Consider the following 25,158-nt stretch of genomic DNA (forward strand, 5'->3'; position numbering starts at 1 on the left):
AAGGATGATCTTATGCCGCTGTTCGCACCTACGCAGGTTTCACCGGCGGAACTGGAAGCGCGTTTGCGTTTGCATCGTCTTCCGGAGCTCGGCCCTCGACGTTTTCAAAAGCTGCTCGAAGCTTTTGGCTCGGCCTCAAAAGCCATCAGCGCACCAGCCTCTGCCTGGCGTGCGTTGGGGTTGCCAGCGGCGTGCGCCGACGCTCGGCGTAGCCCGCTTATTCGTGATGGCGCCTACCACGCATTAGCCTGGCTAGAGCGTGAAGGCCAGTATTTACTGATGGTTGACCAGCCGGGCTACCCGGCTCTGTTGGCAGAAATCAGTGACCCGCCACCGCTGTTATTTGTCGCGGGCGATCCGGGCATTCTGGAAAAACCGCAGCTGGCGATGGTCGGCAGCCGACGCGCATCAAGGCCGGGGATGGACACCGCCACGGCGTTTTCCCGCAGCCTGGCAGGCGCCGGTTTTGTCATCACCAGCGGCTTGGCATTGGGAATCGATGCGGCAGCGCATCAAGCCGCGCTGGACGTCGGAGGGCAGACCGTCGGAGTGCTCGGCACCGGCCTGGAAAATTTTTATCCACAGCGCAATCGGCGGATTGCCGACGCGATGATTGCACAAGGCAGTGCGGTGGTTTCCGAGTTCCCGCTGGACGCCGGACCGCAGGCCAGCAACTTCCCGCGGCGCAATCGGATCATCAGCGGTTTATCCCTCGGCGTGCTGGTGGTCGAGGCCAGTGTCGCCAGCGGCTCGCTGATTACCGCACGGCTGGCGGCAGAACAGGGGCGCGAGGTGTATGCCATTCCAGGATCGATCCATCACCCCGGGGCTCGTGGTTGCCACCAGTTGATACGTGACGGCGCGGTGTTGGTGGAGACTATCGAACATATCCTTGAAGGCCTGCGCGGTTGGCAGAATCTGCCGTTATCCACAGACACTGCGGCGCCCGTCGATCATCCGTTGCTGTGCCTGCTATTCGCCGCCCCGCATACCAGCGAGGCCCTGGCCGACGCGGCGGGATGGGCGTTGCCGAAGGTATTGGCGGCGCTGACGGAGCTTGAAATGGAGGGACGGGCGGTGAGCGAAGGCGGACGCTGGTTTGCGCGCGTAAGCTAGGTTCATGAAAGATCGGTAAACTGCGCACAGCCTTATTTTGGAGAGTCGGTAATGGTCAACAGTTGGCGTGTGCAACAAGCCGCACAAGCGATTCGCGCAGGGGCGGTGATTGCCTATCCAACCGAAGCGGTCTGGGGCCTGGGTTGCGATCCGTGGGATGAAGAGGCGGTGTATCGCTTGCTGGCGATCAAGGGCCGTTCGGTGGAAAAGGGCCTGATCCTGGTTGCCGACAACATTCGCCAGTTCGACTTCCTGTTCGAAGATTTCCCGGAACTGTGGATGGATCGCATGGCCAGCACCTGGCCGGGGCCGAACACCTGGCTGGTGCCCCATCAAAACATGCTGCCGCAATGGATCACCGGAGTGCATGAGACCGTGGCGTTGCGGGTTAGCGATCACCCGCAGGTGCGGGATTTGTGTGCGTTGGTCGGACCACTGGTGTCGACTTCTGCCAACCCGCAAGGCCGGCCGGCAGCGCGTTCGCGAATTCGCGTCGAGCAGTATTTCCGCGGGCAAATCGATCTGGTGCTGGGCGGGAATCTGGGCGGACGGAAAAACCCGAGCCTGATTCGCGATCTGGCGACCGGCAATGTGGTGCGCCCGGCCTGAGACCTTGTGGCGAGGGAGCTTGTCCCCGTTCGGGCGCGTAGCGCCGGTAAATCAGGCGTGGGTCATATGCCTGATTTACTGCATTGGCAGATTTTGGGACAGCTGCGCAGTCCAACGGGGGCAAGTCCCCTCACCACAATTCAGATTTAAGGCAACAACACCGTCGACCCGGTAGTACGCCGCGCCGACAGCTCAATCTGCGCCTTAGCCGCGTCAGCCAGTGGATAACGCTGGTTGATGTCCACTTTCAACTGGCCGCTGATGATCATCCCGAACAGCTCATCGGCCATGGTTTGCAGGTTTTCAGCGTTGTTGGCGTAAGTCCCCAGGGTTGGCCGGGTCACGTACAGCGAGCCCTTCGCCGCGAGAATCCCCAGGTTCACCCCGTCCACCGCACCTGATGCATTGCCGAAACTCACCACCAGCCCGCGTGGCGCTACACAGTCGAGCGAAGTCAGCCAGGTGTCCTTGCCAACGCCGTCGTAGACCACCGGCACCTTTTTGCCGTCAGTCAGTTCCAGAACGCGTTGTACGACGTTTTCCTTGCTGTAGTCGATGGTTGCCCAGGCGCCGAGGGATTTTGCCAGTGCGGCTTTTTCCGGCGAACTGACGGTACCGATCAACTTCACGCCCAAGGCCTTGGCCCATTGGCAGGCCAGCGAACCGACACCACCGGCAGCGGCGTGGAACAGGATGGTCTCGCCACCCTTGAGTTCGTAGGTCTGACGCAACAGGTACTGCACGGTCAGGCCCTTGAGCATGACGCCCGCGGCCTGTTCGAAACTGATGGCATCCGGCAGATGCACCAGATTGTCTTGCGGCAATACATGCATCTCGCTGTAAGCACCCAGTGGGCCACTGCCGTAGGCCACGCGGTCACCGACCTTGAAACGCGTGACGTCGCTGCCCACTGCGTCGACCACGCCCGCGCCTTCCGCGCCAAGGCCCGATGGCAGGGCGGGCGGCGCGTAGAGGCCGCTGCGGTAATAGGTGTCGATGAAATTCAGACCGATAGCCTTGTTGCTGACACGCACTTGCTGCGGGCCCGGCTCGGCAGGCTGATAATCCACATACTCAAGCACTTCGGGGCCACCATGGGCTCGGAACTGGATACGTTTGGCCATCTGCACTCTCCTTGGTGTGTTTGCCGTCGGTCTTTCGGCGAAGGCCCCTATCGGACTCCTAAGCTTGATCTTCGTCAACTGCGACGGTCACGAGTGCAGTGTTATGCTACGCGCCCATTTGCGCCGGCCGCCGTTCTGATCGAGCGCCGCGTAGCTTTGCCCGATTCAAGGTGATGCCATGACTACCCGCACCGAGGCCGTAAAAGCCTACCTGCTCGACCTGCAAGACCGCATTTGTGCTGCGCTGGAAGCCGAAGATGGTGGCACTCGTTTCGTCGAAGACGCCTGGACCCGGCCAGCCGGTGGTGGCGGTCGCACGCGGGTGATCGAAAACGGCGCGGTCATCGAGAAGGGCGGCGTCAACTTTTCCCACGTCTTTGGCAGCGGTCTTCCGCCGTCCGCCAGCGCCCATCGGCCGGAACTGGCCGGGCGCGGCTTCGAAGCCCTTGGTGTGTCGCTGGTGATTCACCCGCACAACCCGCATGTGCCGACGTCCCACGCCAACGTGCGCTTTTTCATCGCCGAGAAAGAAGGTGAGGAAGCGGTCTGGTGGTTCGGCGGCGGCTTCGACCTGACCCCTTACTACGGCAACGAAGAAGACTGCGTGCATTGGCACCGTGTGGCCGCGAAGGCCTGCGAGCCCTTTGGGCCGGACGTCTACAGCCGTTACAAGGCGTGGTGCGACAGCTACTTCCAGATCAAGCATCGCAACGAACCCCGAGGTATCGGCGGTCTGTTCTTCGATGACCTGAACGAGTGGGACTTCGACACCTGTTTCGCCTTCATGCGCGCTATCGGCGATGCTTACATCGATGCGTACTTGCCGATCGTCCAGCGTCGCAAGGCACAAGCCTTCACCGAAAAACAGCGCGAGTTTCAGGAATTCCGCCGTGGGCGCTACGTTGAGTTCAACCTGGTGTACGACCGCGGCACGCTGTTCGGCCTGCAATCGGGCGGTCGTACCGAGTCGATTCTCATGTCGCTGCCGCCGCAAGTGCGCTGGAGTTACGACTGGAAGGCCGAGCCTGGCAGTGAAGAAGCGCGCCTGACCGAGTATTTCCTGCAAGATCGCGATTGGTTGGCAAACGTCTGAACGAGGAATCCTGATGGACCGTTACGTCGTATTCGGTAACCCGATTGGCCACAGTAAATCGCCGTTGATCCATCGCCTGTTTGCCGAGCAGACCGCTCAAAAACTGGACTACAGCACCTTGCTGGCGCCGCTGGATGACTTTTCCGGTTGTGCCACGGAGTTTTTCCGCGAAGGTCGTGGAGCCAACGTCACGGTGCCGTTCAAGGAAGAGGCCTATCGTCTGGCCAACAGCCTGACGGAACGGGCCCAGCGGGCAGGTGCGGTCAACACCTTGAGCAAACTGGCGGATGGCAGCCTGTTGGGCGACAACACCGATGGTGCCGGGCTGGTGCGGGATTTGACGGTCAACGCCGGATTCAGCCTGCGCGGTAAACGCATTCTGCTGCTGGGTGCAGGCGGTGCAGTGCGTGGCGCGCTGGAGCCGTTGCTGGCCGAGCAGCCGGCGTCGGTGATCATCGCCAATCGCACACTGAAAAAAGCCGAGTTGCTGGCTGAACTGTTCGCGGATCTCGGCCCGGTGTCCGCCAGTGGTTTCGACTGGTTGCGTGAGCCCGTGGACCTGATTATCAACGCGACTTCGGCCAGCCTGTCAGGCGATGTGCCGCCGATTGCCAGCAGCCTGATCGAACCGGGCAAGACCGTTTGCTACGACATGATGTACGGCAAGGAACCGACTTCGTTCTGCCGCTGGGCCAGCGAACACGGCGCCGCGGTGTCGATGGATGGCTTGGGGATGCTCGCCGAACAGGCCGCCGAAGCGTTCTTCCTGTGGCGCGGCGTACGCCCGGACACCGCCCCTGTGCTGGCTGAACTCCGCCGCCAGTTGGCGCTCTAGGCTTTTGTGGCGAGGGAGCTTGCTCCCGCTCGGGTGCGAAGCGCCCGCGTTCTTGGCGATCTCACATTGCCTGATGCACCGAGTTGGCAAGTTTTAGGGCCGCTTCGCACCCCAGCGGGAGCAAGCTCCCTCGCCACAGGGGTCGACGCGGTATTTGCGTGTTTCAATCCTCAAACCGGATTGGGCATTTCTCCGGTCCTTCCAGTCTCAACAACTCTTCGACCACATGCCCGCGCGCCCGGCGCAGGATCAGGCTGCGGCCTTGTCTGAGCAGTCTTCGCGCTTCCTGGTGCAGCATCTCTACGCCGGAATAGTCGATGAAATTGATGTACTGCCCTTCGATTACCACCTTCAAGCCTTGAGTACGTTGCAGACGGACTTGCAGGTAGTGGCTGGCGCCGAAGAAGATCGAGCCACCGACCCGCAGAATCTCTTCATCGCCTTCGCTCCATTGCTGCACGCGGGGTTGCGAGGTGCGTTTGAGGTAGAAAAACAGCGAGACCAACACCCCAGCGTAGATCGCCGTTTGTAGCTCCAGCAGCAAGGTGGCGACGCACGTCAGCGCCATCACCGCGAATTCGGCATGGCTGACCCGGAACAACGCGCGAATGCCGCGATGGTCCACCAATCCCCAGCAAATCAGCAGAATGCTCCCGGCCATCGCTGGAATCGGGATATGCGCTATCAGCGTCGCCCCGGTCAGTGCAAACAACGCCACCCACAGCGCCGAGAACACCCCGGCCAGTGGCGAGCAGGCACCCGCCTCATAACTCAATCCCGAACGGGTAAAGGAGCCGGCCGACAGCGAGCCTGCGAAAAAGCTGCCGACGATGTTCGAAAGCCCCTGCGCGCGGACCTCCTGATTCGCATCGAGTAACTGCTGCGAGCGTTGCGACAAGGAGCGGGCAATCGACAGGCTGGTCACCAGCCCGAGCATGCCGACTGCCACCGCACTGGGCAGCAGGCGCAACACCAGGTCCAGATCCAGCGGCAACGGGCTGAATGGCGGTAACCGGCCGACGAACGAGCTGACCAACTTCACATGGCCAAACATCGACGGCCACAGCCACACCAACAGGCCGCTGAAAATCAGGCTGATCAACAGGCTCGGCCAGCGTGGCAGCAGCAGTTTCAGCACAATGCCCACTGCCAGAGTGCCAAGACCCAGCACCAGCGATGGTTTATCCAGCGCGCCAATATCGCCGATCAGTGACACCAGGCTGTTCAGCGCCGTGGCCTGATTCGGCAGGTCCAGCCCCAACAGGTTCGGCAACTGCCCAAGGGCGATCACCACCGCCGCACCGAGGGTGAAACCCAGCACCACCGAGTGCGAAACGAAGTTCACCAGCGCGCCAAAGCGCAACATGCCCAGCAGCCACTGGAAAATACCGGCGAGGAAGGTCAGCAGCAGGATCAGCGTGATGTAGTCCTGGGAGCCGGGCATGGCCAAGGGACTGACGCTGGCGTAAAGAACGATAGAGATCGCTGCTGTCGGGCCGCAGATCAAATGCCAGGACGACCCCCAGAGGCAGGCAATCAACACCGGGATGATGGCAGCGTACAAGCCGTATTCGGCGGGTAACCCGGCGATCAGGGCGTAGGCAATGGATTGTGGTAACGCAAGAATCGCCCCGCTGAGGCCTACGACAAGGTCGCGGCCAACGCTGGCGCGGGTTTGCCGGGGCAGCCAACTGAGAAAGGGGAAGAGCTTATGGCGTCTGGAGATTGCCATGGGGCCTCTCGGTCGGAATCATTCAAAGGCGTCAGGATAAAGCATTGTGGCGAGGGAGCTTGCTCCCGCTGGGCTGCATAACAGCCCCCAAACCGGCAATCGCGCTCTTTCAGATACAACGCAATGAGCGATTTTGCGACCGCTGCGCGGTCGAGCGGGAGCAAGCTCCCTCGCCACAGGGTGGTCAGAGATCCTTACAGTTTGGCCTTTACGGCTGGCAACGCGTCCTTCCCATCCACGGTCTTCACGCCATCAAGCCACTTGTCCAGCACCGCCGGATTGGCCTTGATCCACGCCTTCGCCGCGTCGGCGTTGCTGAGCTTCTTGTTGACCACTTCGGCCATGATGCTGTTCTCCATCTCCTGGGTGAAGCTCAGGTTGGTCAACAGTTTGCCGACGTTCGGGCAGGCCTGTGCATAACCTTTGCGGGTCAAGGTGTGCACACTGCCGGTGTCGCCGAAGTATTTCTCGCCGCCCTTCAGGTAATGCATTTTCAGCTGCACGTTCATCGGGTGCGGGGTCCAGCCGAGGAAGGTCACGAACTTCTGCTTTTTAACCGCGCGGGACACTTCGGCGAGCATTGCCTGTTCGCTGGATTCGATCAGCTTCCATTGGCCGAGGTCGAAATCGTTCTTCTTGATGATCTCTTGCAGCGAGATGTTCGCCGGGGCTCCGGAGCCTATGCCGTAGATCTTCTTGTCGAACTTGTCGGCGTATTTGTTCAAGTCGGCAAAGTTATGCACACCGGCGTCCCACACGTAGTCTGGCACTGCCAGGGTGAACTCGGTGCCGTCGAGGTTCTTCGACAGCTGGGTGACATCGCCATTGGCCACGAATTTGTCGTAGAAGCCCTGCTGCGCCGGCATCCAGTTACCCAGGAACACATCGACCTGGCCGTCCTTGAGCCCGCCAAAGGTGATCGGCACTGCCAAGGTGTCGACCTTGGCCTTGTAGCCCATGCCGTCCAGCAGGAAACCGGTGATGGCGTTGGTCGCGGCAATGTCGCTCCAGCCTGGGTCCGCCATTTTCACCGTGTCGCAACTTTGCTCGGCATAGGCCGAAACGCTGCTCAAGGCCAGCAGCCCCGCCGTCAGTACTGTGGATAACTTTTGCATGTTCTTCCCCTTACGTTATTGGTTTTGGCAGGGTTGTGGATAACGTGCTTTGCGCTCCAGATCATCGAGGTCGATATGGTTGCGCATGTACTGCTGACTGGCATCGATAAACGGCTGGTGATCCCAGCTCTTCAGCTTGCCGAACGTCAGCGCCTGGGCGACGAAACGTCGTCGACGCTGGCTGGCGAGAACCTGTTGGTGGATTTCCGGAATATTCCATTTAGCCCGTGCTTCGGCGAGAAAACCGTCGAACAACTGGCGATGTTGCAAGGATTGGCTGAGTTCTTCCTGTTCATGCGGATCGTTGTGCACGTCGAAAAGCAGGCACGGATCGTCTTCGCTGTAGATGAATTTGTAGGCGCCACGGCGGATCATCATCAGCGGACTGATGGTGCCTTCGGCCATGTATTCACCAAACACTTCGTCGTGTCCGCCCTGCCCTTGCAGGTGCGGCACCAGCGAGCGACCGTCCAGTGGCAAGCCCGGCTCTAACGTGCCGCCGGCCAGTTCCACCAGGGTTGGCAGCAAGTCGGCGGTGGACACCGCAGCGCCGACTCGCCCAGCGGCGAACTGCCCCGGTGCGCTGACCAGCAGCGGCACGCGGGCGGCCATTTCGAACCAGTGCATTTTGTACCAGAGCCCACGCTCACCGAGCATGTCGCCGTGGTCACCGGAGAAGACAATAATGGTGTCGTCGATCAGCCCCGTATCCTCGAGGGTTTGCAGAAGTTTGCCGACGTTGCTGTCGATATAGCTGCACGCACCGAAATAGGCGCGGCGCGCATCGCGAATCTTATCCACAGGCAGCGGCTTGTCCCACAGGTCGTACACTTTGAGCAGGCGCTGGGAATGCGGATCGAGATCGGTTTGCGCCGGGGTTTCCGGCAATGGGATGTCGTTGTCGTCGTACAGGTCCCAAAAGGCCTTGGGAATGGTGTACGGATCGTGTGGGTGAGTCATCGACACGGTCAGGCAAAACGGCTGATCGCCATCTTCGCGGATGTGATCGAACAGGTACTGCTGGGCCTTGAACACCACCTCTTCGTCGAAATCCAGCTGATTGGTGCGCACGCAGGGCCCGGCCTGCAGCACCGAGGACATGTTGTGATACCAGCTCGGGCGTACGTCCGGCTCATCCCAGTTCACTGCCCAACCGTAGTCAGCCGGGTAGATGTCGCTGGTTAGGCGTTCTTCGTAGCCATGCAACTGATCCGGACCACAGAAATGCATCTTGCCGGACAGCGCAGTTCGGTAGCCGAGGCGTCGCAGGTAGTGGGCATAGGTCGGTACATCTGCCGGAAAATCCGCTGCGTTGTCGTAGGCGCCGATCTTGCTTGGCAACTGGCCGCTGACCAGGGTGAAACGCGAAGGGGCACACAACGGGCTGTTGCAATACGCGGCGTCGAACACCACGCCTTGTGCGGCGAGGCGGCTCAGGTTGGGCAGCTTGATCGGCGATGAACCGTAGAACGGCAACAAGGGCGCGGCCATTTGATCGGCCATGATGAAAAGAATGTTCTTGCGCTTCATGAGATCGCGGCATTCCATAGTGAGCAGTTATGCGAAAGTGCTGTGATCGAGGATGTAACCCACGCACTTTGTGGTAAAGCCCACGCCCGGCAATGACTAGGATAAGCACAGCTTATGTATGACGCCCTTGGTGATTTGTCCCTGGACCTGTTTCGCGCCTTTGAAGCCGCGGCACGTCATCGCAGCTTTACCGCTGCGGCGGTGGAGCTCGGCACCACGCAGCCCGCCGTCAGCCAGCAGCTCAAACGGCTGGAGGAGCAACTTGGCACGCGGCTGTTCGACCGCATCTACCGTGGCATTGAGCTGACCGAGGCCGGGGCGATTCTGTTCGAGCAGGTACAGGCCGGTTTGCAGAGCATCGACGCCGGGCTGAATGCGATCAGCGCCCAGCATCAGCACGAAGTGTTGCAGGTTGCCACCGACTTCGCCTTCGCCGCCTATTGGCTGATGCCGCGTTTACACCGTTTTCATGAGGCCAATCCACAGGTGGACGTCAGCCTGGTCACCAGCGAACGCAGCCACAACATGCTGCGCACTGACATCGACGTGGCTGTGCTGTTTGGTGATGGGCGTTTCAAGCAGGGCGAAAGCCATTGGCTGTTCAGTGAAGAAGTATTCCCGGTGTGCAGCCCGCTGCTGCTCAAAGACCGCGCAGTACCCTTGCCCGCCCACGCATTGCAGGAACTACCGCTGCTGCATTTACGCGGTGAAAACAGCAGCCACTGGTTCGACTGGAGCGGCGTGTTCCGCACGTTGGGCATCGCCACCCCACCGGCACCGGGACAATTGCGTTTCGACAACTACACACTGTTGATTCAAGCGGCGATTGGCGGCCAGGGCGTGGCGATTGGTTGGCGGCACCTTGTGGATAACTTGCTGGCGCAAGGCTTGTTGTGCCGACCGATTGCCGAGACGGCGATATCGAGCTTCGGCTATTACGTGGTCTTGCCCCAGCGCAAGCGCCGCAGTGCGCTGATTCAGCAGTTCGTCGATTGGCTGATGACCGAACAGGCCAGCAGCGCGGAGTCGCTGACAGGTTTGGCGCTGCCGTCTATTGCGGTGTAGCGTTGCGGGTGAGGAATGAATCCCGAGACACGAGAACGCTATGCAACGAATCAAGGGCTATCACGCCCATGTGTACTTTGACGCGAACACCATCGATCAGGCGCGAGCCCTGTGTGAGCAGGCTGCGCAGCTGTTCCCGCTGAAGATGGGCCGGGTCCACGAACGGCTGGTCGGCCCGCACCCGGACTGGAGCTGCCAGCTGGCCTTTGCACCGGAGTTGCTCGGCGAAGTGCTGCCGTGGCTGGCGCTTAATCGCAAAGGTCTGGTGGTGTTTGTACACCCGGATACGGGCGACGACCTGGCGGACCACACCGACCATGCGATCTGGATGGGTGCGGTTCGGCCACTGGATTTGTCGATTTTTTGAGCATATGTTCAGTACAGTGCAAACCCGTGGCGAGGGAGCTTGCTCCCGCTGGGTCGCGAAGCGGCCCCAACTTCAACGACCCGGTTACATCAGGTAAGACGAGGTCGCTGAGTTACGACTGCTACGCAGTCGAGCGGGAGCAAGCTCCCTCGCCACGGACGGTATTTAGTACAGAACCCCTTCCAGCACTTCATAAACCACCCCGGTGCCTATGGCGATCAGCACGATGTCACCGCCCATGCGTCGCCATTCGTAACCTGGGTAATACGGCAAGCGTTCGAGGGCCCGGCTGTCCAGGCGTTCACCGTAGTAGCCGCGCGGCAAGGGTTGGCCTCTGACCCAGCGAACGCCTGGCGGTGGTGGTGCACCGCGGACGAAATACCCGTGGTTGACGCGGATCACTTCGCGCACCGGACCGAAGTCCTGAGGTGGCCGTCTGTATTCAGGGCGGTGATCGCGGTGATCATCGCCGCGATGCTCATACCGCGGGCCACCGCGATCATGATCGTCGCGCTCATCGGCGCTTACGTGGAGCAAGGGCGTGGCGCTGAGCATCAATACACCCAGGCTGGCGATCAAGCGTTTGGGCATTTTCATTTGGGTCTTCCTCAGAGCATCCACAGCAAAAAAAGGGGCTTAGAACTCGGTTCCAAACCCCTGGGTCTTGCTATTTAGTCTGCGGCGCCGGGCACTAATTCCTCTGTATCAGGAACTTTACTCTTAGCTGACGCGGGCTTTACGCACACCTTCGGATAACGCCGAGCACAGGCCGAGTACGCCGTCGATGGCCTGCTCGGGTGTGGTTGCGTTAGCGATGTGGTCGATCAGTGCCGAACCCACCACCACGCCGTCTGCCAGACGGGCGATGGACGCCGCTTGCTCTGGTGTGCGGATGCCGAACCCGATGCTGATCGGCAGGTCGGTGTGGCGACGCAAGCGGGCCACGGCTTCTTCGACGTGTTCCAGGGTCGCTGCGCCAGCACCGGTCACACCGGCCACCGACACGTAGTACACAAAACCGGAACTGCCATTGAGCACCGTCGGCAGACGCACGTCGTCGGTGGTCGGCGTGGTCAGGCGGATGAAGTCGATGCCAGCCGCTTGCGCCGGGTCGCACAGCTCGGCGTTATGTTCTGGCGGCATGTCGACCACGATCAGGCCATCGACACCGGCTTCCTTGGCATCGCTGATGAAACGCGGTACGCCGTAATAATGAATCGGGTTGAAGTAACCCATCAGCACCAGCGGCGTGTGGTTGTTGTCTTTGCGGAACTCGCGAACCATTTGCAGGGTTTTCGCCAGGTTTTGCTTGGCGCCCAGGGCGCGGATGTTGGCGAGCTGGATTGCCGGGCCGTCGGCCATCGGATCGGTGAAGGGCATGCCCAGTTCGATCACGTCAGCGCCCGCCGCTGGCAAACCTTTGAGGATCGCCAGCGAGGTGTCATAGCTCGGGTCGCCGGCAGTGACGAAGGTCACCAGGGCGGCGCGGTTCTGTTCTTTGAGTTCGGCGAAGCGCGTTTGCAGGCGGCTCATCAGTGTTTCTCCTGCTGGGACTGATCCATATGGTGCATCACGGTTTGCATGTCTTTGTCGCCACGGCCGGACAGGTTGACCACCATCAGGTGATCCTTCGGCAGGGTCGGTGCGCGCTTGAACACTTCGGCCAGGGCGTGGGCGCTTTCCAGTGCAGGAATAATCCCCTCCAGGCGGCAGCATTTGTGGAAGGCGTCCAAGGCTTCGTGGTCAGTCACCGAGGTGTACTGAACGCGGCCGATGTCATGCAACCAGGCGTGTTCCGGGCCGATACCCGGATAGTCGAGGCCGGCGGAGATCGAGTGAGCATCGATGATCTGGCCATCGTCGTCCTGCAGCAGGAAGGTCCGGTTGCCGTGCAGCACGCCCGGTACGCCGCCGTTCAGGCTGGCCGCATGTTTGCCGGTTTCGATGCCATGACCCGCCGCTTCAACGCCGATGATTTCGACGCTTTTGTCATCGAGGAACGGGTGGAACAGGCCCATGGCGTTGGAACCACCACCGATGCACGCCACCAGGCTGTCCGGCAGGCGACCTTCCTTGGCTTGCAGTTGTTCGCGGGTTTCTTTGCCGATCACTGCCTGGAAGTCGCGGACCATTGCCGGATAAGGGTGTGGGCCGGCCACGGTGCCGATCAGGTAGAAGGTGCTGTCGACGTTGGTCACCCAGTCACGCAGGGCTTCGTTCATCGCGTCTTTCAAAGTGCCGGTGCCGGCGACCACGGGGATCACTTCGGCGCCCAGCAGTTTCATGCGGAACACGTTGGCCTGTTGGCGCTCGATGTCGGTGGTGCCCATGTAGATCACGCAATCGAGGCCAAAGCGCGCGGCCACGGTGGCAGTCGCCACGCCATGCATGCCGGCGCCGGTCTCGGCGATGATGCGTTTTTTGCCCATGCGCCGTGCCAGCAGGATCTGGCCGATGCAGTTGTTGATCTTGTGCGCGCCGGTGTGATTCAGCTCTTCGCGCTTGAGGTAGATCTTCGCGCCGCCGCAGAACTCGGTCAGGCGCTCGGCGAAGTACAGCGGGCTTGGGCGGCCGACGTAGTCGCGCTGGAAGTAGGCCAATTCTTCTTTGAACGCCGGATCATCCTTCGCCGCTTCGTATTCGCGGGCCAGGTCGAGGATCAACGGCATCAGGGTCTCGGCAACGTAGCGGCCGCCGAACGCGCCAAACAGGCCGTTGGCATCAGGGCCGTTGCGCAGATTAGTCTGGGTCATGGGGCGCTCCAGTTGAATTCGTGAAGTGGCAATGGCGTTCACTCTACCCCTGACGTCCCGGGCTGAAAACCGATAAGATCGCCGTAACCTGTCAGAAAAACTCACAGATATCATGAGCCACGACCTCCCCCCGCTGAACGCCCTGCGCGCCTTCGAAGCCACTGCCCGCCTGAACAGCGTCAGTCAGGCTGCGGAGCAACTGCATGTGACTCACGGTGCCGTCAGTCGACAGTTGAAAGTACTGGAGGAGCATCTGGGGGTGAGCCTGTTCGTCAAGGATGGGCGCGGCCTGAAACTCACAGATGCTGGCGTGCGCTTACGTGATGCCAGCAGCGAGGCCTTCGAGCGTTTGCGCACCGTTTGCGGTGAACTGACGCAAGGTCACGCCGACGCGCCGTTCGTGCTTGGCTGCTCTGGCAGTTTGCTGGCGCGCTGGTTCATTCCACGTCTGGGCCGGTTGAATGCCGACCTGCCGGACTTGCGTTTGCACCTGTCGGCGGGTGAAGGCGATCTTGACCCACGGCGGCCGGGGCTCGATGCCTTGCTGGTGTTTGCCGAGCCGCCGTGGCCTGCGGACATGCAGGTTTATGAATTGGCCAGCGAGCGCATCGGCCCGGTGCTCAGCCCTCGCTTTGCCGGTTACGACAGTCTGTGCCAGGCGCCAGCGGCTGCGCTGCTCAACCAATCCTTGCTGCACACCACTTCACGCCCGCAAGCCTGGCCCAGTTGGGCTCAGCGCAACGACCTCGACGCCAAGGCGCTGAAGTTCGGGCAGGGTTTCGAGCATTTGTATTATTTGCTGGAGGCGGCGGTGGCCGGGCTGGGCGTGGCGATTGCCCCTGAGCCGCTGGTGGCCGAGGACTTGAAGGCCGGTCGCCTGGTTGCGCCGTGGGGTTTCAGTGAAACCCCGGCGCAACTGGCGTTGTGGCTACCCAAGCGCGCCGCTGACGGGCGCGCTCGGCAGTTGGCGCAGTGGCTGAAAAACGAGCTGCGCCAGCCTTAATGGCCGCGTTTGTATAGCAGATACGCGGCCAGCAAACCCAAGGCACCGACTGCGACGCTAGCGCTAGTCCATGGGTGTTCCTGGGCGTAATCGCGGGTGGCGATCCCGGTTTCGCGGGTTTTGACTTTGACTTCTTCGTACGCATCGCTGAGCAGGTGGCGCGAGTGTCTCAGCGCGTTCTCGGCGTTGTTTTTGAGGGCCTTGAGGGTTTTCAGCGACTCGTCCGAGGTATCACTCTTCAAGCTTTCCAGCGACTTGAGCAGACTTTCGATCTCGGCTTCCATGCTTTGCAATGAGGCTTTACGCAACGAGGTGATGGCCATGATGACTCTCCTTCATTGATTGAGTGCTTGTGTTGGTTGGGACTCCAACGGTTCGGGAAAGTGCATTCATTTTGAACCTTCAACGACAGAAGAAATACCGACAATCGCTGCTAGGCTCTAATCACAACTCCAGGAGAACGCCATGACTGACCATCACACTTACAAGAAAGTCGAACTGGTTGGCTCGTCCCCTACCAGCATTGAAGATGCCATCAACAATGCATTGGCCGAGGCCAGCAAAAGCATCAAGCTGATGGAGTGGTTCGAGGTTACCGAAACCCGCGGGCACATCAAGGACGGCAAGGCGGCACACTTTCAGGTCACGCTCAAAGTCGGGTTCCGGATTGCCAATAGCTGAGGTTGAGCTAGGCTTCTGAACTTGTGCGCTGGCCGATTGCCATAGGGAATGGCAAAGCGCTACTTCGTCTTGGGCGTCAGGTGCCCGAGTGTTAACGCTTACCCCTTTTGATCCGACCAGGGAATGTGACCGATGAAGAAATTTATATTGGCGGTGGGTTTGTTGAGCATTGCGGGAACAACCTTTGCGGCGGGCAAACCGTGCGAAGAGCTGAAAAGCGAAATTGCGGCAAAAATCGATGCCAAGGGCTCCAAAAACTATTCGCTGGAAATCGTCGATAAAGGCGCGGCCGCGGGTGGCAAGGTGGTCGGAAAATGCGAGGCAGGCAAGAAGGTCATCGTCTACAAGAAGTAGGTTGAGTCAGCTGTTTATGTAAAGCCGACGCCATGGCGTCGGCTTTTTTGCAGGCGCTTTCCGAGCCTTAGCCCTTCATTACTTGTGCCAGCAGTTCGTAGGAATGCAGGCGATCAGCGTGTTTGTACAGGTCACAGGTGAAGATCAACTCGTCGGCTTGAGTCTGCTCGATCAGCACTTCAAGTTTGCCGCGAATTTTCGCCGGGCTGCCGACCATCGCCAGGCCGAGGAAATCACCGACGGCTTCTTTCTCATGGGGCAACCACAGGCCATCCATGGTTTTCACCGGTGGCCGTTGAACCAGGCTTTGGCCGCGCATCAGCGCCAGGATTCGTTGGTAGACCGAGGTTGCCAGGTAATCGGCTTGTTCGTCGGTGTCGGCGGCTACCAGCGGCACGCCCAGCATCACGTAGGGTTTATCCAGTACGGCTGAAGGCTTGAAGTGATTGCGGTAAACCCGAATCGCTTCATGCATATAACGCGGTGCGAAATGCGAGGCGAAGGCGTAAGGCAAACCGCGCTCGCCGGCCAGTTGCGCGCTGAACAGGCTGGAGCCCAGCAGCCAGACCGGCACATGGGTGCCGGTGCCGGGCATCGCGATAATGCGCTGGTCCGGCGTGCGTGGGCCCAGGTAGCGCAGCAGTTCGGCGACGTCTTCGGGGAAATCGTCGGCGCTGCCGGAGCGTTCACGGCGCAAGGCGCGGGCGGTCATCTGATCGGAGCCCGGTGCGCGACCCAGACCGAGGTCGATTCGCCCCGGATAGAGGCTTTCAAGGGTGCCGAATTGTTCGGCAATCACCAGCGGCGCATGGTTGGGCAGCATCACGCCACCGGAGCCGACACGAATGCTCGACGTGCCGCCGGCCAGATAGCCAAGCAGTACGGAAGTCGCAGAGCTGGCGATGCCATCCATGTTGTGGTGTTCGGCGACCCAGAAGCGGTTATAGCCCCACTTCTCCACGTGTTGCGCCAGGTCCAGCGAGTTACGCAGCGATTGCGCAGGGCTGCCGTTCTCGCGAACGGGCACCAGGTCCAGCGTCGAGAACTTGATATCGGACAGTTGTTTCATAAGCCGGCTTCTCCAATGAGGGTACGCAGGCTTTTTTCACCAACGAAAACCTGCCGAATGCATGAGCGTGTTCTATGCAATGTGGGCATATACCCGAGTTTCAATAGCAGACGTGAAATTGCCGACCAGATAAGCGGTTCGATCCGACACGATGAACTTTGCCCAGCCTTCTATCCTCAGAACCCAGGCAACCGAAAACCATGAAGGCGCGATCCTCGCGCCGGATATTGAGGAGGCAGAGATGAGTATCAAAAAGAAAGCATCGGCACATTGGGTCGGTGATTTGAAGACCGGCCTTGGTTCTATCTCCACCGAAACCGGGGTCCTGAAAGATGCACCTTATGGCTTCAAGGCGCGTTTCGAAGGCGGCCCGGGCACCAACCCGGAAGAACTGATCGGCGCCGCTCATGCGGGGTGTTTCTCCATGGCATTTTCGATGATTCTCGGCGAGGCTGGCCTCAAGGCCGACACGATCGACACCCAGGCCGAAGTGACGCTGGATCAGGTCGACGGTGGTTTTGCGATCACCGCCGTGCACCTGACGCTCAAAGCGAAAATCCCTGGCGCGAGCCAGCAGCAATTCGAGGAGTTGAGCAAGAAGGCTAAAGTAGGCTGCCCGGTTTCCAAGGTGTTGAACGCTAAAATCACGCTTGATGCGACACTCGTGGGCTGATCGCGCCCTGGTAGCAGCTGGCACGCCAGCTGCTACAAATCAGAACTCGTGAACTGAAACTGTGGTCGAATAAGTGACAGCAGCTTCAGCGCATGACTGTGCGCGCTGCCTCAAGGGAGCTTCAACCATGAAACGTTTTGCCTTGGCGGTTATCTGCAGTGTGCTGGCCACATCGGCCCTGGCGGCAACCAAATCCTGCGAAGAACTCAAGGCCGAGATCGAATCCAAGATCCAGGCCAATAACGTATCGTCCTACACCCTGGAGATCGTCACCAATGACGAAGTGCACGACCAGAACATGGTGGTCGGCACGTGTGAAGGCGGAACGAAGAAAATCATCTATCAGAAGAACGACAGATAATCCGTCTTACGGGATGCAAAAAGTCTGACTCTCTTCGGCGACGAGCTCGCGCTTGGCGTTATACAGCCGGGCGCTGGGTGTGGTGGTCAGCGAGCGAGCTTCGAGCAGGTAACGTTGGCCGGCTTCGAAATGATCGTAGCGCACGGTCAAATAGCACAGTCGGTTTGGCGAGTCGAATTGCATGCCAAAACCTCCGTAAAACTGCTCAAAGTCGAAGCGAACCTTCAATTCATGGCTGCCGGGTGTGACCTGGAAGAATCGCCCGTCTTTCAGGCGCTTATTGTCCAGGCTCTCGGCCATGAGGACTTTGCCCCCGGGCGTCGGCATGGCGAAGTCGACCCAGGCCATGTTCGGGTTCGCGGTGGGTAGCGGGCTCACACAGGCAGTCAGAGAGCTGATAGCGAAAAACAGCAGATACCTGCGCATGATTGATTTCCGAGCGGTCAGGTAATAAGCATAGCGCTGATCAGGTGCGTTGGCAGCCCGCCAGATGCGCTTGGCCAACGACTTTGCGCTGCTGATCATAGAGTTTGGCCCACGGCCGGAAGCCGATATTCCCCGCTTGCAGTTGATATCGCTGGCCGGCACTGAAGTCGTTGAACTTCACACTTAACCGGCAATCGCGCCACAGCGGCTCGGCGTCGGGGCCGATATTTGTCGGTGCTACCGCGAACTGATAACGCACCTTCAACTCATGGCTGCCCGGTGGAACCTGGAAATAGCGTTTATCGGCGGTGGCCTTGGCATCCACTTCCAGCGCTTGCAACACAGTGTCATGTTGATGGGGCCCGAGGTCGATCCAGGCCTGCGCCGGGTCGGGTTGGGGCAGTCCAACACAGCCAGCCAGCATCAGCAGGTTTGCAGTCAGCATTAACGCGCGCATAGCGAAGCTCCAGTCAGGCGAGATAGTCTTGCGGGCAGACTCCCCAAGGATGATTTGATGTGATCAGGCTGCTTTCAAGCCATCGGTTACTTGATCGCGTTTTGCGCGTTTTGTTTCCGGCCGCGTTGCTTTTGTTGCTGAACGGTTGCTCGAGCGTCAATTACTACGGTCAGTTGGCCAGCGGTCAGTGGCAATTGCTGCGGGCGCGTGAGCCGGTGAGCGAGGTGGTTGCCGACCCTGCGCGTGACGCGAAACTGCGCGCGCGCCTGGCTCAGTCGCAAAAGGCCCGCGAGTTCGCCAGCCAGCGGTTGCACTTGCCAGACAACAAAAGTTATCGCCTCTACGCCGACATTGGCCGACCGTATGTGGTGTGGAATGTGTTCGCCACGCCGGAGTTTTCCCTCAAGCCGCAGAATCATTGCTTTCCGATCGCCGGGTGCGTGGCCTATCGCGGGTACTACAGCCAGAGCGCCGCGCGAGGCAACGCTGCGCTGTTGCGCCTGCAGGGCATGGACGTGTCGATCAGCGGTGTTGAAGCCTATTCGACCTTGGGCTGGTTCAACGACCCGATCATCAGTTCAATGATGAACTGGGGTGACGAGCGTCTGGCGACGCTGATTTTTCACGAACTGGCGCATCAGCGGTTTTATGTGAAGGACGACACAGAGTTCAACGAGTCTTTCGCCACCTTCGTCGAACAGGAAGGCACCCGCCAATGGCGTGCAGCTTGCGGTTTACCGCCGGCCGGCAAAGCTCAAGAGCAGCAACGTGATCAATTTACCCAGCTGATTCTGGACACCCGTACGCGACTCGAAAAACTCTATGCATTGCCCCTTGCGACCGAACAGATGCGCCAGCGTAAAGTCGCCGAGTTCGAACGTTTGCGCAGCGATTATCGAACCCTGCGCGACAGCCAATGGGCCGGCGACAAGCGCTTTGATGCCTGGATCAATGCCCCGATGAACAACGCCCGGCTGCTGCCATTCGGACTCTATGATCAATGGGTGCCGGCGTTTTCCGCTTTGTTTAGACAGATCGATGGTAATTGGGTGGCTTTCTACGCCGCCGTGGAAAAACTCGGCAGGTTGCCAGTTGGGGAGCGAAAGGCAGCGTTGAAAGCGTTGGCTGGCAAATAGCCCTGTGGCGAGGGAGCTTGCTCCCGCTGGGTCGCGCAGCGACCCCAATATCATGCGGCACGGTGTTTCAAGTTGAACACCTTCCACAGGTTACGACTGCTGCGCCCGAGCGCGGACCGGCCAGCGGGAGCAAGCTCCCTCGCCACAAAAGCGGTCCAGCGGTTAACCCCGCAAAAACGTCTGATGCAACTCGGCCAATGTCTCGAAGTGATACGCCGGCTGTTCGGCGCTCAATTCTTCGTGGCTGCCGAATCCATAGCCCACCGCCGCTGCGTCCAGACCGTTGCGTTTGGCGCCGATCAGGTCGTGTTTGCGGTCGCCGATCATCAGTGTGGTGGCCGGGTCCAGGCCTTCTTCGGCCATCAAATGGGCAATCAGCTCGACCTTATCGGTGCGGGTGCCATCCAGTTCGCTGCCGTAGATCACTTTGAAGTGCCGATCGAAACCGAAGTGCCGGGCGATTTCCCGGGCGAAAACCCACGGCTTCGACGTCGCGATATACAGCTGCCGCCCTTGCCCATCAAGGGTTTCCAACAATGGCATGACACCGTCGAACACGCGGTTTTCGTACAGGCCGGTAACCTTGAAGCGCTCGCGGTAGAAATTCACCGCCTCCCAGGCCTTCGGCTCATCAAAGTCGTAGAACTGCATGAAGGCTTGCAGCAACGGCGGGCCGATGAAGTGTTCGAGCTTGGTCAGGTCTGGCTCGTCGATCCCCAGTTTGCTCAAGGCGAACTGGATCGAGCGAGTGATGCCCTCACGCGGGTCGGTCAGGGTGCCATCGAGGTCGAATAAAACGGTTTGGTAATGCATGAATATTCCTGAGTGAGTCTGCCGGTGTCAGAGCTGGTCGTAGCCTTCGGCCAGATGCAGGTCTTTGAGCTTCACGTAATTCGCCGCGCTGTAGGTGAAAAACGCCCGTTCCTTGTCAGTCAGTGGACGGATCTGTTTCACCGGGCTGCCGACATAGAGGAAACCGCTTTCCAGGCGTTTGCCCGGCGGCACCAGGCTGCCAGCGCCGATGATCACCTCGTCTTCGACCACCGCGCCGTCCATGACGATGCTGCCCATGCCGATCAGGATCCGGTTGCCGACGGAGCAGCCGTGCAGCATGACTTTGTGGGCGATGGTCACGTCGTCGCCGATCAACAGCGGGAAACCGTCAGGGTTGAAGGGCCCGGCGTGGGTGATGTGCAGCACACAGCCATCCTGCACGCTGGTGCGCTGGCCAATGCGGATGCGGTGCATGTCGCCGCGGATCACGGTCAGCGGCCAGACAGAGCTGTCTTCGCCTATTTCGACGTCGCCGATCACCACCGCCGAGCTGTCGACAAAGGCGCATTTGCCGAGCACGGGGGTGTGGTTCTGGTACTTGCGAAGGGACACGATAGGCTCTCTCTCTGTTGTTGATAGCTGCGGTTGGCGTCGATTGTAATTAAGATGGCCACATGTTTCTTCCAGCCAAGGTGCCAACCGTGAGCGTGAACAATCCTCTTTTGCAGCCCTACGACCTGCCGCCGTTCTCGGCGATCCGCGCCGAGCACGTACAACCGGCCATCGAACAGATCCTTGCGGACAACCGCGCCGCCATCGCCGAGATCCTCAAAACCCAGGGCAAACAGCCTACCTGGGCGGGCCTGGTGCTGGCGATGGACGAACTGAACGATCGCCTGGGCGCAGCCTGGAGCCCGGTCAGTCACCTGAATGCGGTGTGCAACAGTGCCGAACTGCGTGAGGCTTACGAGTCCTGCCTGCCGGCGCTGAGTGCCTACGCCACCGAAATGGGCCAGAACCGCGAGCTGTTCCAGGCCTATGAAGCGCTGGTCAATAGCCCGGAAGCAGCCGGTTTCGATGTCGCGCAAAAAACCATTCTGGAACACGCGCTGCGTGATTTCCGTCTGTCGGGTATCGATTTGCCGGCGGCTGAGCAAAAACGTTACGCCGAGGTGCAGAGCAAGCTGTCCGAGCTGGGCAGCCATTTCTCCAACCAATTGCTCGATGCCACCCAGGCCTGGACCAAACACATCACCGATGAGGCCGCCCTCGCCGGCCTGACCGATTCGGCCAAGGCGCAAATGGCCGCCGCCGCCCAAGCCAAAGATTTGCAAGGCTGGCTGATCAACCTGGAATTCCCGAGCTACTACGCGGTGATGACCTACGCCCAAGACCGCGCGCTACGCGAAGAAGTCTACGCCGCCTACTGCACCCGTGCGTCGGACCAAGGCCCGAACGCCGGTCAGAACGATAACAGCCCAGTGATGGAAGAGATCCTCGACCTGCGTCAGGAGCTGGCCAAGCTGCTGGGGTTCGCCAGTTTCTCGGAGCTGAGCCTGGCAACCAAAATGGCCGAGTCCAGCGATCAGGTGCTGAGCTTCCTGCGCGATCTGGCCAAGCGCAGCAAACCGTTCGCCGCGCAGGATCTCGAGCAACTCAAAGCCTACGCTGCCGAACAGGGTTGCCCTGATCTGCAAAGCTGGGACAGCGGTTTCTACGGCGAAAAACTCCGTGAACAGCGTTACAGCGTTGCCCAGGAAACCCTGCGTGCGTACTTCCCGATCGATAAAGTCCTGAGCGGTCTGTTCGCCATCGTTCAGCGTCTGTATGGCATCGAAATCGCCGAGCTGAAAGGTTTCGACACCTGGCATCCGGACGTTCGCCTGTTCGAAATCAAGGAGAACGGCGAGCACGTCGGGCGCTTCTTCTTCGACCTGTATGCCCGTGCCAACAAGCGCGGCGGTGCCTGGATGGACGGCGCCCGCGACCGTCGCCGCACCGCTGAAGGTGTACTGCAAAGCCCGGTGGCTAATCTGGTGTGCAACTTCACCCCGGCCGACAGTGGCAAGCCTGCCCTGCTGACCCACGATGAAGTCACCACGCTGTTCCACGAATTTGGTCACGGCCTGCATCACCTGCTGACCCGCGTTGAATATTCCGGCGTGTCCGGGATCAACGGCGTGGCGTGGGACGCGGTCGAGCTGCCAAGTCAGTTCATGGAAAACTGGTGCTGGGAGCCGGAAGGCCTGGCGCTGATCTCCGGTCATTACGAAACCGGCGAGCCACTGCCGCAGGACCTGCTGCAAAAAATGCTCGCCGCGAAGAACTTCCAGTCCGGGCTGATGATGGTTCGCCAGCTGGAATTCTCGCTGTTCGACTTCGAGCTGCACGCTACCCATGGCGACGGTCGCAGCGTACTGCAAGTGCTTGAAGGCGTGCGCGACGAGGTTTCGGTAATGCGTCCGCCGGCCTACAACCGTTTCCCTAACAGCTTCGCGCATATCTTCGCTGGCGGTTACGCGGCGGGTTACTACAGCTATAAATGGGCTGAAGTGCTGTCGGCCGATGCCTTCTCGAAATTCGAGGAAGACGGCGTGCTCAATGCGGCCACCGGTCGTGCGTTCCGCGAGGCGATCCTGGCGCGCGGCGGCTCTCAGGAGCCGATGGTGCTGTTCGTCGATTTCCGCGGACGTGCGCCGTCGATTGACGCACTCTTGCGCCATAGCGGCCTCGACGAGGACGCGGCAGCATGAGTGACGCGCCAGTGAGCAAAACCAAGAAACGCTTCATCGCCGGGGCAGTCTGCCCGGCGTGCAGCGAGCCGGACAAGTTGATGATGTGGAGCGAAGACGAGGTGCCGCACCGCGAATGCGTGGCCTGTGGTTATTCCGACACGCTGAACGAGCAAGGTCTGTCAGTGCCCAAGGAATTGGGTACGCGGGTCAACACCACCGCGTTGAAAGTCCCGGACGCCAAGGTCCAGGCAGTGCAGTTCTTCCCCAATCCGAAGCTGAAGAAAAAGCCCGACGATCACTCCTGATCTCCCGGCGCTTGGTAATCCGCCTTTGAGTCTGAGCGCTCAAAGGCGGTATTTATCGACTGACGCCACACTCCTCGATTGTATGTTCACGACCCCGCCTTGCCTGTTTGGGGCAGGGGCTGGTTGTGGCGCGCCCCTCAGATCTTCGGTTTTTCGCTATTGACCGTTTTCAACCAGCTTTTCATCGAGCAGGTCGCAAACACACTGGTACTGCAATCGCCGTTGGCCAGTGCGGTACGCAGTTTGTCGATATCTGCCTTCATCATGTAGCGAATTCCGTTCTTGAAGTGGGTATTGTCGTCGAAACCGCCCTGGGTCATTTCGTCGAGGGCGTCTTCCTTGCTCCAGCCTTGTACCACCACGCGGTACATCGCAGCCATCAGGCCAGTGCGATCCGATCCGCGTTTGCAATGGATCAACACCGGGCCTTTGCTTTGACCGGTTTGTATGGCCCGCAATGCACTGAGCACCTCGCTGTCATCGACATGGCTGGTCTTGTACGGCAATTGCACCAGGTTGATGCCGGGTGTCGATAGCCAGCTTGCGTCGGACTCGGGCAGAAAATTGATCACCGTCGTGATCTGGAGTTTTTCCAGCAGCGGCAGCGCTCCGTGATCGGGAAGTGTGCTGCGGTAGAGAGTCGGTGACATCTGGTAAAGGCCGTACTGCGCTTCGACGGGCTGGGCCCATTCGCCGGGACGGATGGATTGGGTTTGCTCGGCTTGAACCTGATCGAACGCAAATAACGCCATGAGCGACAGGCACAGTGCGAGCAAGAGGTGGTTTTTCGACATGAGTCAGGGAGCCGTGGATGAAGGAATGGGTGACTAAATCCCAGCCTGAACCCTGAGCAGTCAAAGCTCTGTGAGGGGCTTGTCAAAGAATCGTTAAGCCTGAGGGGCCCTCGATACTTCAGAAATAATCTGTGGATTTTAAACTGAAACGATTCACTCATATGCTTAGCCTGCTACCATTTGTAACTAAAGTTTGCAGATATGTTCTTTTCCTTCGGGCCTTATCGGCCTGCATCGCTGCCAAAACGACAAGCTGCTCCATGAAGCAGCTGATCTATCCGTGAATGCCTGATGAGGTGCACCCCCCCATGTCTGATCAAGATCGAGACAACCCGCGGCGTGAGTTTTTACGCAAATCCCTGACCTTGATCCCGGTGGTCACCGTTGCCAGTACCGGTTTGGGCAGTTCGGTCTTGATGGCCGCTCCTGAAGCCGCACCGGCCGGTCCTGGCAAAACGCCGGTCAGTAGCAGTGTTTATGAGCCGAGCTACTTCACCGCCGAAGAGTGGGTATTCATCCAGGCAGCGGTTGCCCGCTTGATTCCTGCCGATGAACAGGGACCGGGTGCACTCGAAGCGGGTGTGCCGGAGTACATCGACCGGCAAATGAATACCCCGTACGCGGCGGGTGCTCTCTGGTACATGCAAGGCCCGTTCAATGCAGACGCTGCGCCGGAAATGGGCTGGCAGAGCAAACTGGTTCCCAAGGACATCTACCGTTTGGGTATCGCCGCGACGGACGCCTGGTCGAAGGCGTTCAACGGCAAAGCTTTTGCTGCGCAAGACAGCGCTACCCGAGACGATTTGCTCAAGCAATTGGAGGCCGGTACGCCAACATTCGACAGCGTCCCGCCGAAGATTTTTTTCAGCCTTTTGCTGCAAAACACCAAGGAAGGGTTCTTCTGCGACCCGATCCACGGCGGCAACAAAGGCATGGTCGGCTGGACCATGATCGGCTTTCCCGGCGCGCGCGCCGATTTCATGGATTGGGTTGAACGCAACGAGCAATACCCCTTCCCGGCAGTTTCTATTCGCGGCGAGAGGGCGTGAGC

Annotated in this window: 29 protein-coding genes; 15 read left to right on the forward strand and 14 right to left on the reverse strand. The window is 59.8% G+C overall.

Translation table 11 applies throughout. The annotated features are described in order from the left end of the window. The first annotated feature begins 12 nt into the window (after positions 1–12). Together dprA and AABM55_RS00115 are read left to right on the forward strand one after the other, a co-directional pair. Entirely contained in the window at positions 13–1,116 is a 1,104-nt protein-coding gene (dprA, locus tag AABM55_RS00110) for a DNA-processing protein DprA (protein WP_103314874.1), read from the forward strand. Between the two features lie 51 nt (positions 1,117–1,167). Further along, on the forward strand, positions 1,168–1,725 hold the full coding sequence (locus AABM55_RS00115; protein ID WP_054594896.1) for an L-threonylcarbamoyladenylate synthase: 558 nt from the start codon (positions 1,168–1,170) through the stop codon (positions 1,723–1,725). A 146-nt stretch (positions 1,726–1,871) separates the two neighbouring features. On the opposite strand, the gene AABM55_RS00120 is transcribed toward AABM55_RS00115, so the two are convergent. After that, positions 1,872–2,849: an NADPH:quinone reductase gene (locus AABM55_RS00120; RefSeq protein ID WP_054594897.1), complete on the reverse strand. Its 978-nt coding sequence runs from the start codon at positions 2,847–2,849 to the stop codon at positions 1,872–1,874. 178 nt (positions 2,850–3,027) lie between these two features. Here AABM55_RS00120 and hemF point away from each other — a divergent pair, with 178 nt between their 5' ends. Then, on the forward strand, positions 3,028–3,942 hold the full coding sequence (gene hemF, locus AABM55_RS00125) for an oxygen-dependent coproporphyrinogen oxidase (RefSeq protein ID WP_054594898.1): 915 nt from the start codon (positions 3,028–3,030) through the stop codon (positions 3,940–3,942). Between the two features lie 13 nt (positions 3,943–3,955). Next, positions 3,956–4,777, forward strand: a complete 822-nt coding sequence (gene aroE, locus AABM55_RS00130; RefSeq protein ID WP_347928506.1) for a shikimate dehydrogenase — start codon at positions 3,956–3,958, stop codon at positions 4,775–4,777. Between the two features lie 163 nt (positions 4,778–4,940). Here aroE and AABM55_RS00135 read toward each other — a convergent pair whose 3' ends face one another. The 3 genes from AABM55_RS00135 to betC all read right to left on the reverse strand — a co-directional run bounded on the left by AABM55_RS00135 (position 4,941) and on the right by betC (position 9,154). After that, positions 4,941–6,509 carry a SulP family inorganic anion transporter gene (locus AABM55_RS00135; RefSeq protein ID WP_347928507.1) on the reverse strand — a complete coding sequence of 523 codons (1,569 nt, stop codon included), beginning with the start codon at positions 6,507–6,509 and terminating at the stop codon, positions 4,941–4,943. 194 nt (positions 6,510–6,703) lie between these two features. After that, positions 6,704–7,624 carry a choline ABC transporter substrate-binding protein gene (gene choX / locus AABM55_RS00140; protein ID WP_347928508.1) on the reverse strand — a complete coding sequence of 307 codons (921 nt, stop codon included), beginning with the start codon at positions 7,622–7,624 and terminating at the stop codon, positions 6,704–6,706. A 15-nt stretch (positions 7,625–7,639) separates the two neighbouring features. After that, positions 7,640–9,154, reverse strand: a complete 1,515-nt coding sequence (gene betC / locus AABM55_RS00145) for a choline-sulfatase (protein WP_347928509.1) — start codon at positions 9,152–9,154, stop codon at positions 7,640–7,642. A gap of 114 nt (positions 9,155–9,268) precedes the next feature. On the opposite strand from betC, the gene AABM55_RS00150 reads away from it, so the two are divergent. After that, the gene (locus tag AABM55_RS00150) at positions 9,269–10,219 is read left to right on the forward strand and encodes a LysR family transcriptional regulator (protein WP_347928510.1); all 951 of its coding nucleotides are present in this window, start codon (positions 9,269–9,271) and stop codon (positions 10,217–10,219) included. Positions 10,220–10,259: 40 nt separating this feature from the next. Beyond that, complete coding sequence (locus tag AABM55_RS00155; RefSeq protein WP_054594904.1) at positions 10,260–10,586, forward strand: DOPA 4,5-dioxygenase family protein; 327 nt, start codon at positions 10,260–10,262, stop codon at positions 10,584–10,586. Positions 10,587–10,751: 165 nt separating this feature from the next. On the opposite strand, the gene AABM55_RS00160 is transcribed toward AABM55_RS00155, so the two are convergent. The 3 genes from AABM55_RS00160 to trpB all read right to left on the reverse strand — a co-directional run bounded on the left by AABM55_RS00160 (position 10,752) and on the right by trpB (position 13,339). Next, positions 10,752–11,183, reverse strand: a complete 432-nt coding sequence (locus tag AABM55_RS00160) for an anti-virulence regulator CigR family protein (protein WP_054594905.1) — start codon at positions 11,181–11,183, stop codon at positions 10,752–10,754. A 123-nt stretch (positions 11,184–11,306) separates the two neighbouring features. Further along, entirely contained in the window at positions 11,307–12,119 is an 813-nt protein-coding gene (gene trpA, locus AABM55_RS00165) for a tryptophan synthase subunit alpha (protein ID WP_054594906.1), read from the reverse strand. Continuing rightward, the gene (gene trpB, locus AABM55_RS00170; protein ID WP_054594907.1) at positions 12,119–13,339 is read right to left on the reverse strand and encodes a tryptophan synthase subunit beta; all 1,221 of its coding nucleotides are present in this window, start codon (positions 13,337–13,339) and stop codon (positions 12,119–12,121) included. Before trpB ends, trpA begins: the two co-directional genes overlap by 1 nt. Before the next feature lie 112 nt (positions 13,340–13,451). On the opposite strand from trpB, the gene AABM55_RS00175 reads away from it, so the two are divergent. Further along, positions 13,452–14,342 carry a LysR family transcriptional regulator gene (locus tag AABM55_RS00175; protein WP_054594908.1) on the forward strand — a complete coding sequence of 297 codons (891 nt, stop codon included), beginning with the start codon at positions 13,452–13,454 and terminating at the stop codon, positions 14,340–14,342. Here the strand turns inward: AABM55_RS00175 and AABM55_RS00180 are convergent. Next, positions 14,339–14,665 (reverse strand): YqjD family protein, encoded by a 327-nt coding sequence (locus AABM55_RS00180; RefSeq protein ID WP_054594909.1) that lies wholly within the window; start codon positions 14,663–14,665, stop codon positions 14,339–14,341. The genes AABM55_RS00175 and AABM55_RS00180 overlap by 4 nt on opposite strands. Positions 14,666–14,807: 142 nt before the next feature. Between AABM55_RS00180 and AABM55_RS00185 the strand changes: the two genes are divergently transcribed. Together AABM55_RS00185 and AABM55_RS00190 are read left to right on the forward strand one after the other, a co-directional pair. Then, entirely contained in the window at positions 14,808–15,023 is a 216-nt protein-coding gene (locus AABM55_RS00185; protein WP_054594910.1) for a dodecin, read from the forward strand. A 132-nt stretch (positions 15,024–15,155) separates the two neighbouring features. Continuing rightward, positions 15,156–15,377, forward strand: coding sequence for a DUF1161 domain-containing protein (locus AABM55_RS00190; RefSeq protein WP_054594911.1), 222 nt, complete (start codon positions 15,156–15,158; stop codon positions 15,375–15,377). A gap of 67 nt (positions 15,378–15,444) precedes the next feature. Here AABM55_RS00190 and AABM55_RS00195 read toward each other — a convergent pair whose 3' ends face one another. Continuing rightward, positions 15,445–16,446: an LLM class flavin-dependent oxidoreductase gene (locus AABM55_RS00195; protein WP_347928511.1), complete on the reverse strand. Its 1,002-nt coding sequence runs from the start codon at positions 16,444–16,446 to the stop codon at positions 15,445–15,447. A gap of 241 nt (positions 16,447–16,687) precedes the next feature. Between AABM55_RS00195 and AABM55_RS00200 the strand changes: the two genes are divergently transcribed. Both AABM55_RS00200 and AABM55_RS00205 read left to right on the forward strand, forming a co-directional pair. Next, the gene (locus tag AABM55_RS00200; RefSeq protein ID WP_054594913.1) at positions 16,688–17,119 is read left to right on the forward strand and encodes an OsmC family protein; all 432 of its coding nucleotides are present in this window, start codon (positions 16,688–16,690) and stop codon (positions 17,117–17,119) included. Between the two features lie 127 nt (positions 17,120–17,246). Beyond that, on the forward strand, positions 17,247–17,480 hold the full coding sequence (locus AABM55_RS00205; RefSeq protein ID WP_054594914.1) for a DUF1161 domain-containing protein: 234 nt from the start codon (positions 17,247–17,249) through the stop codon (positions 17,478–17,480). A gap of 6 nt (positions 17,481–17,486) precedes the next feature. Here AABM55_RS00205 and AABM55_RS00210 read toward each other — a convergent pair whose 3' ends face one another. Together AABM55_RS00210 and AABM55_RS00215 are read right to left on the reverse strand one after the other, a co-directional pair. Then, entirely contained in the window at positions 17,487–17,906 is a 420-nt protein-coding gene (locus AABM55_RS00210) for a hypothetical protein (protein ID WP_054594915.1), read from the reverse strand. Positions 17,907–17,946: 40 nt separating this feature from the next. Continuing rightward, positions 17,947–18,363 (reverse strand): hypothetical protein, encoded by a 417-nt coding sequence (locus AABM55_RS00215; RefSeq protein WP_347928512.1) that lies wholly within the window; start codon positions 18,361–18,363, stop codon positions 17,947–17,949. 59 nt (positions 18,364–18,422) lie between these two features. Here AABM55_RS00215 and AABM55_RS00220 point away from each other — a divergent pair, with 59 nt between their 5' ends. Further along, complete coding sequence (locus AABM55_RS00220; protein WP_054594917.1) at positions 18,423–19,499, forward strand: aminopeptidase; 1,077 nt, start codon at positions 18,423–18,425, stop codon at positions 19,497–19,499. A gap of 162 nt (positions 19,500–19,661) precedes the next feature. Here AABM55_RS00220 and AABM55_RS00225 read toward each other — a convergent pair whose 3' ends face one another. Beyond that, positions 19,662–20,312: an HAD family hydrolase gene (locus AABM55_RS00225; RefSeq protein WP_347928513.1), complete on the reverse strand. Its 651-nt coding sequence runs from the start codon at positions 20,310–20,312 to the stop codon at positions 19,662–19,664. Between the two features lie 27 nt (positions 20,313–20,339). Next, the gene (locus tag AABM55_RS00230; RefSeq protein WP_054594919.1) at positions 20,340–20,885 is read right to left on the reverse strand and encodes a gamma carbonic anhydrase family protein; all 546 of its coding nucleotides are present in this window, start codon (positions 20,883–20,885) and stop codon (positions 20,340–20,342) included. Between the two features lie 62 nt (positions 20,886–20,947). Between AABM55_RS00230 and prlC the strand changes: the two genes are divergently transcribed. Together prlC and AABM55_RS00240 are read left to right on the forward strand one after the other, a co-directional pair. Continuing rightward, positions 20,948–23,026 carry an oligopeptidase A gene (prlC, locus tag AABM55_RS00235; protein WP_347928514.1) on the forward strand — a complete coding sequence of 693 codons (2,079 nt, stop codon included), beginning with the start codon at positions 20,948–20,950 and terminating at the stop codon, positions 23,024–23,026. Beyond that, the gene (locus AABM55_RS00240) at positions 23,023–23,313 is read left to right on the forward strand and encodes a YheV family putative zinc ribbon protein (RefSeq protein WP_019694456.1); all 291 of its coding nucleotides are present in this window, start codon (positions 23,023–23,025) and stop codon (positions 23,311–23,313) included. Before prlC ends, AABM55_RS00240 begins: the two co-directional genes overlap by 4 nt. 137 nt (positions 23,314–23,450) lie before the next feature. On the opposite strand, the gene AABM55_RS00245 is transcribed toward AABM55_RS00240, so the two are convergent. After that, on the reverse strand, positions 23,451–24,107 hold the full coding sequence (locus AABM55_RS00245) for a dual specificity protein phosphatase family protein (RefSeq protein WP_054594920.1): 657 nt from the start codon (positions 24,105–24,107) through the stop codon (positions 23,451–23,453). A gap of 308 nt (positions 24,108–24,415) precedes the next feature. Here AABM55_RS00245 and AABM55_RS00250 point away from each other — a divergent pair, with 308 nt between their 5' ends. After that, positions 24,416–25,156, forward strand: coding sequence for a gluconate 2-dehydrogenase subunit 3 family protein (locus AABM55_RS00250; RefSeq protein WP_347928515.1), 741 nt, complete (start codon positions 24,416–24,418; stop codon positions 25,154–25,156). Positions 25,157–25,158: the final 2 nt, after the last annotated feature.

This window comes from Pseudomonas helvetica, assembly GCF_039908645.1.
GTDB lineage: Bacteria > Pseudomonadota > Gammaproteobacteria > Pseudomonadales > Pseudomonadaceae > Aquipseudomonas > Aquipseudomonas helvetica.

What these genes read in the sequence shown, in the direction of transcription:
- AABM55_RS00180 (WP_054594909.1), bottom strand. Translation starts at nt 14,665, where the DNA reads ATGGCCATCACCTCGTTGCGTAAAGCCTCATTGCAAAGCATGGAAGCC.
- AABM55_RS00195 (WP_347928511.1), bottom strand. Translation starts at nt 16,446, where the DNA reads ATGAAACAACTGTCCGATATCAAGTTCTCGACGCTGGACCTGGTGCCC.
- AABM55_RS00215 (WP_347928512.1), bottom strand. Translation starts at nt 18,363, where the DNA reads ATGCGCGCGTTAATGCTGACTGCAAACCTGCTGATGCTGGCTGGCTGT.
- betC (WP_347928509.1), bottom strand. Translation starts at nt 9,154, where the DNA reads ATGAAGCGCAAGAACATTCTTTTCATCATGGCCGATCAAATGGCCGCG.
- AABM55_RS00175 (WP_054594908.1), top strand. Translation starts at nt 13,452, where the DNA reads ATGAGCCACGACCTCCCCCCGCTGAACGCCCTGCGCGCCTTCGAAGCC.
- AABM55_RS00150 (WP_347928510.1), top strand. Translation starts at nt 9,269, where the DNA reads ATGTATGACGCCCTTGGTGATTTGTCCCTGGACCTGTTTCGCGCCTTT.
- AABM55_RS00190 (WP_054594911.1), top strand. Translation starts at nt 15,156, where the DNA reads ATGAAGAAATTTATATTGGCGGTGGGTTTGTTGAGCATTGCGGGAACA.
- AABM55_RS00115 (WP_054594896.1), top strand. Translation starts at nt 1,168, where the DNA reads ATGGTCAACAGTTGGCGTGTGCAACAAGCCGCACAAGCGATTCGCGCA.
- AABM55_RS00120 (WP_054594897.1), bottom strand. Translation starts at nt 2,849, where the DNA reads ATGGCCAAACGTATCCAGTTCCGAGCCCATGGTGGCCCCGAAGTGCTT.
- AABM55_RS00185 (WP_054594910.1), top strand. Translation starts at nt 14,808, where the DNA reads ATGACTGACCATCACACTTACAAGAAAGTCGAACTGGTTGGCTCGTCC.
- AABM55_RS00155 (WP_054594904.1), top strand. Translation starts at nt 10,260, where the DNA reads ATGCAACGAATCAAGGGCTATCACGCCCATGTGTACTTTGACGCGAAC.
- trpB (WP_054594907.1), bottom strand. Translation starts at nt 13,339, where the DNA reads ATGACCCAGACTAATCTGCGCAACGGCCCTGATGCCAACGGCCTGTTT.
- hemF (WP_054594898.1), top strand. Translation starts at nt 3,028, where the DNA reads ATGACTACCCGCACCGAGGCCGTAAAAGCCTACCTGCTCGACCTGCAA.
- trpA (WP_054594906.1), bottom strand. Translation starts at nt 12,119, where the DNA reads ATGAGCCGCCTGCAAACGCGCTTCGCCGAACTCAAAGAACAGAACCGC.
- AABM55_RS00200 (WP_054594913.1), top strand. Translation starts at nt 16,688, where the DNA reads ATGAGTATCAAAAAGAAAGCATCGGCACATTGGGTCGGTGATTTGAAG.
- AABM55_RS00160 (WP_054594905.1), bottom strand. Translation starts at nt 11,183, where the DNA reads ATGAAAATGCCCAAACGCTTGATCGCCAGCCTGGGTGTATTGATGCTC.
- dprA (WP_103314874.1), top strand. Translation starts at nt 13, where the DNA reads ATGCCGCTGTTCGCACCTACGCAGGTTTCACCGGCGGAACTGGAAGCG.
- prlC (WP_347928514.1), top strand. Translation starts at nt 20,948, where the DNA reads ATGTTTCTTCCAGCCAAGGTGCCAACCGTGAGCGTGAACAATCCTCTT.
- AABM55_RS00240 (WP_019694456.1), top strand. Translation starts at nt 23,023, where the DNA reads ATGAGTGACGCGCCAGTGAGCAAAACCAAGAAACGCTTCATCGCCGGG.
- AABM55_RS00205 (WP_054594914.1), top strand. Translation starts at nt 17,247, where the DNA reads ATGAAACGTTTTGCCTTGGCGGTTATCTGCAGTGTGCTGGCCACATCG.
- choX (WP_347928508.1), bottom strand. Translation starts at nt 7,624, where the DNA reads ATGCAAAAGTTATCCACAGTACTGACGGCGGGGCTGCTGGCCTTGAGC.
- aroE (WP_347928506.1), top strand. Translation starts at nt 3,956, where the DNA reads ATGGACCGTTACGTCGTATTCGGTAACCCGATTGGCCACAGTAAATCG.
- AABM55_RS00225 (WP_347928513.1), bottom strand. Translation starts at nt 20,312, where the DNA reads ATGCATTACCAAACCGTTTTATTCGACCTCGATGGCACCCTGACCGAC.
- AABM55_RS00210 (WP_054594915.1), bottom strand. Translation starts at nt 17,906, where the DNA reads ATGCGCAGGTATCTGCTGTTTTTCGCTATCAGCTCTCTGACTGCCTGT.
- AABM55_RS00245 (WP_054594920.1), bottom strand. Translation starts at nt 24,107, where the DNA reads ATGTCGAAAAACCACCTCTTGCTCGCACTGTGCCTGTCGCTCATGGCG.
- AABM55_RS00250 (WP_347928515.1), top strand. Translation starts at nt 24,416, where the DNA reads ATGTCTGATCAAGATCGAGACAACCCGCGGCGTGAGTTTTTACGCAAA.
- AABM55_RS00135 (WP_347928507.1), bottom strand. Translation starts at nt 6,509, where the DNA reads ATGGCAATCTCCAGACGCCATAAGCTCTTCCCCTTTCTCAGTTGGCTG.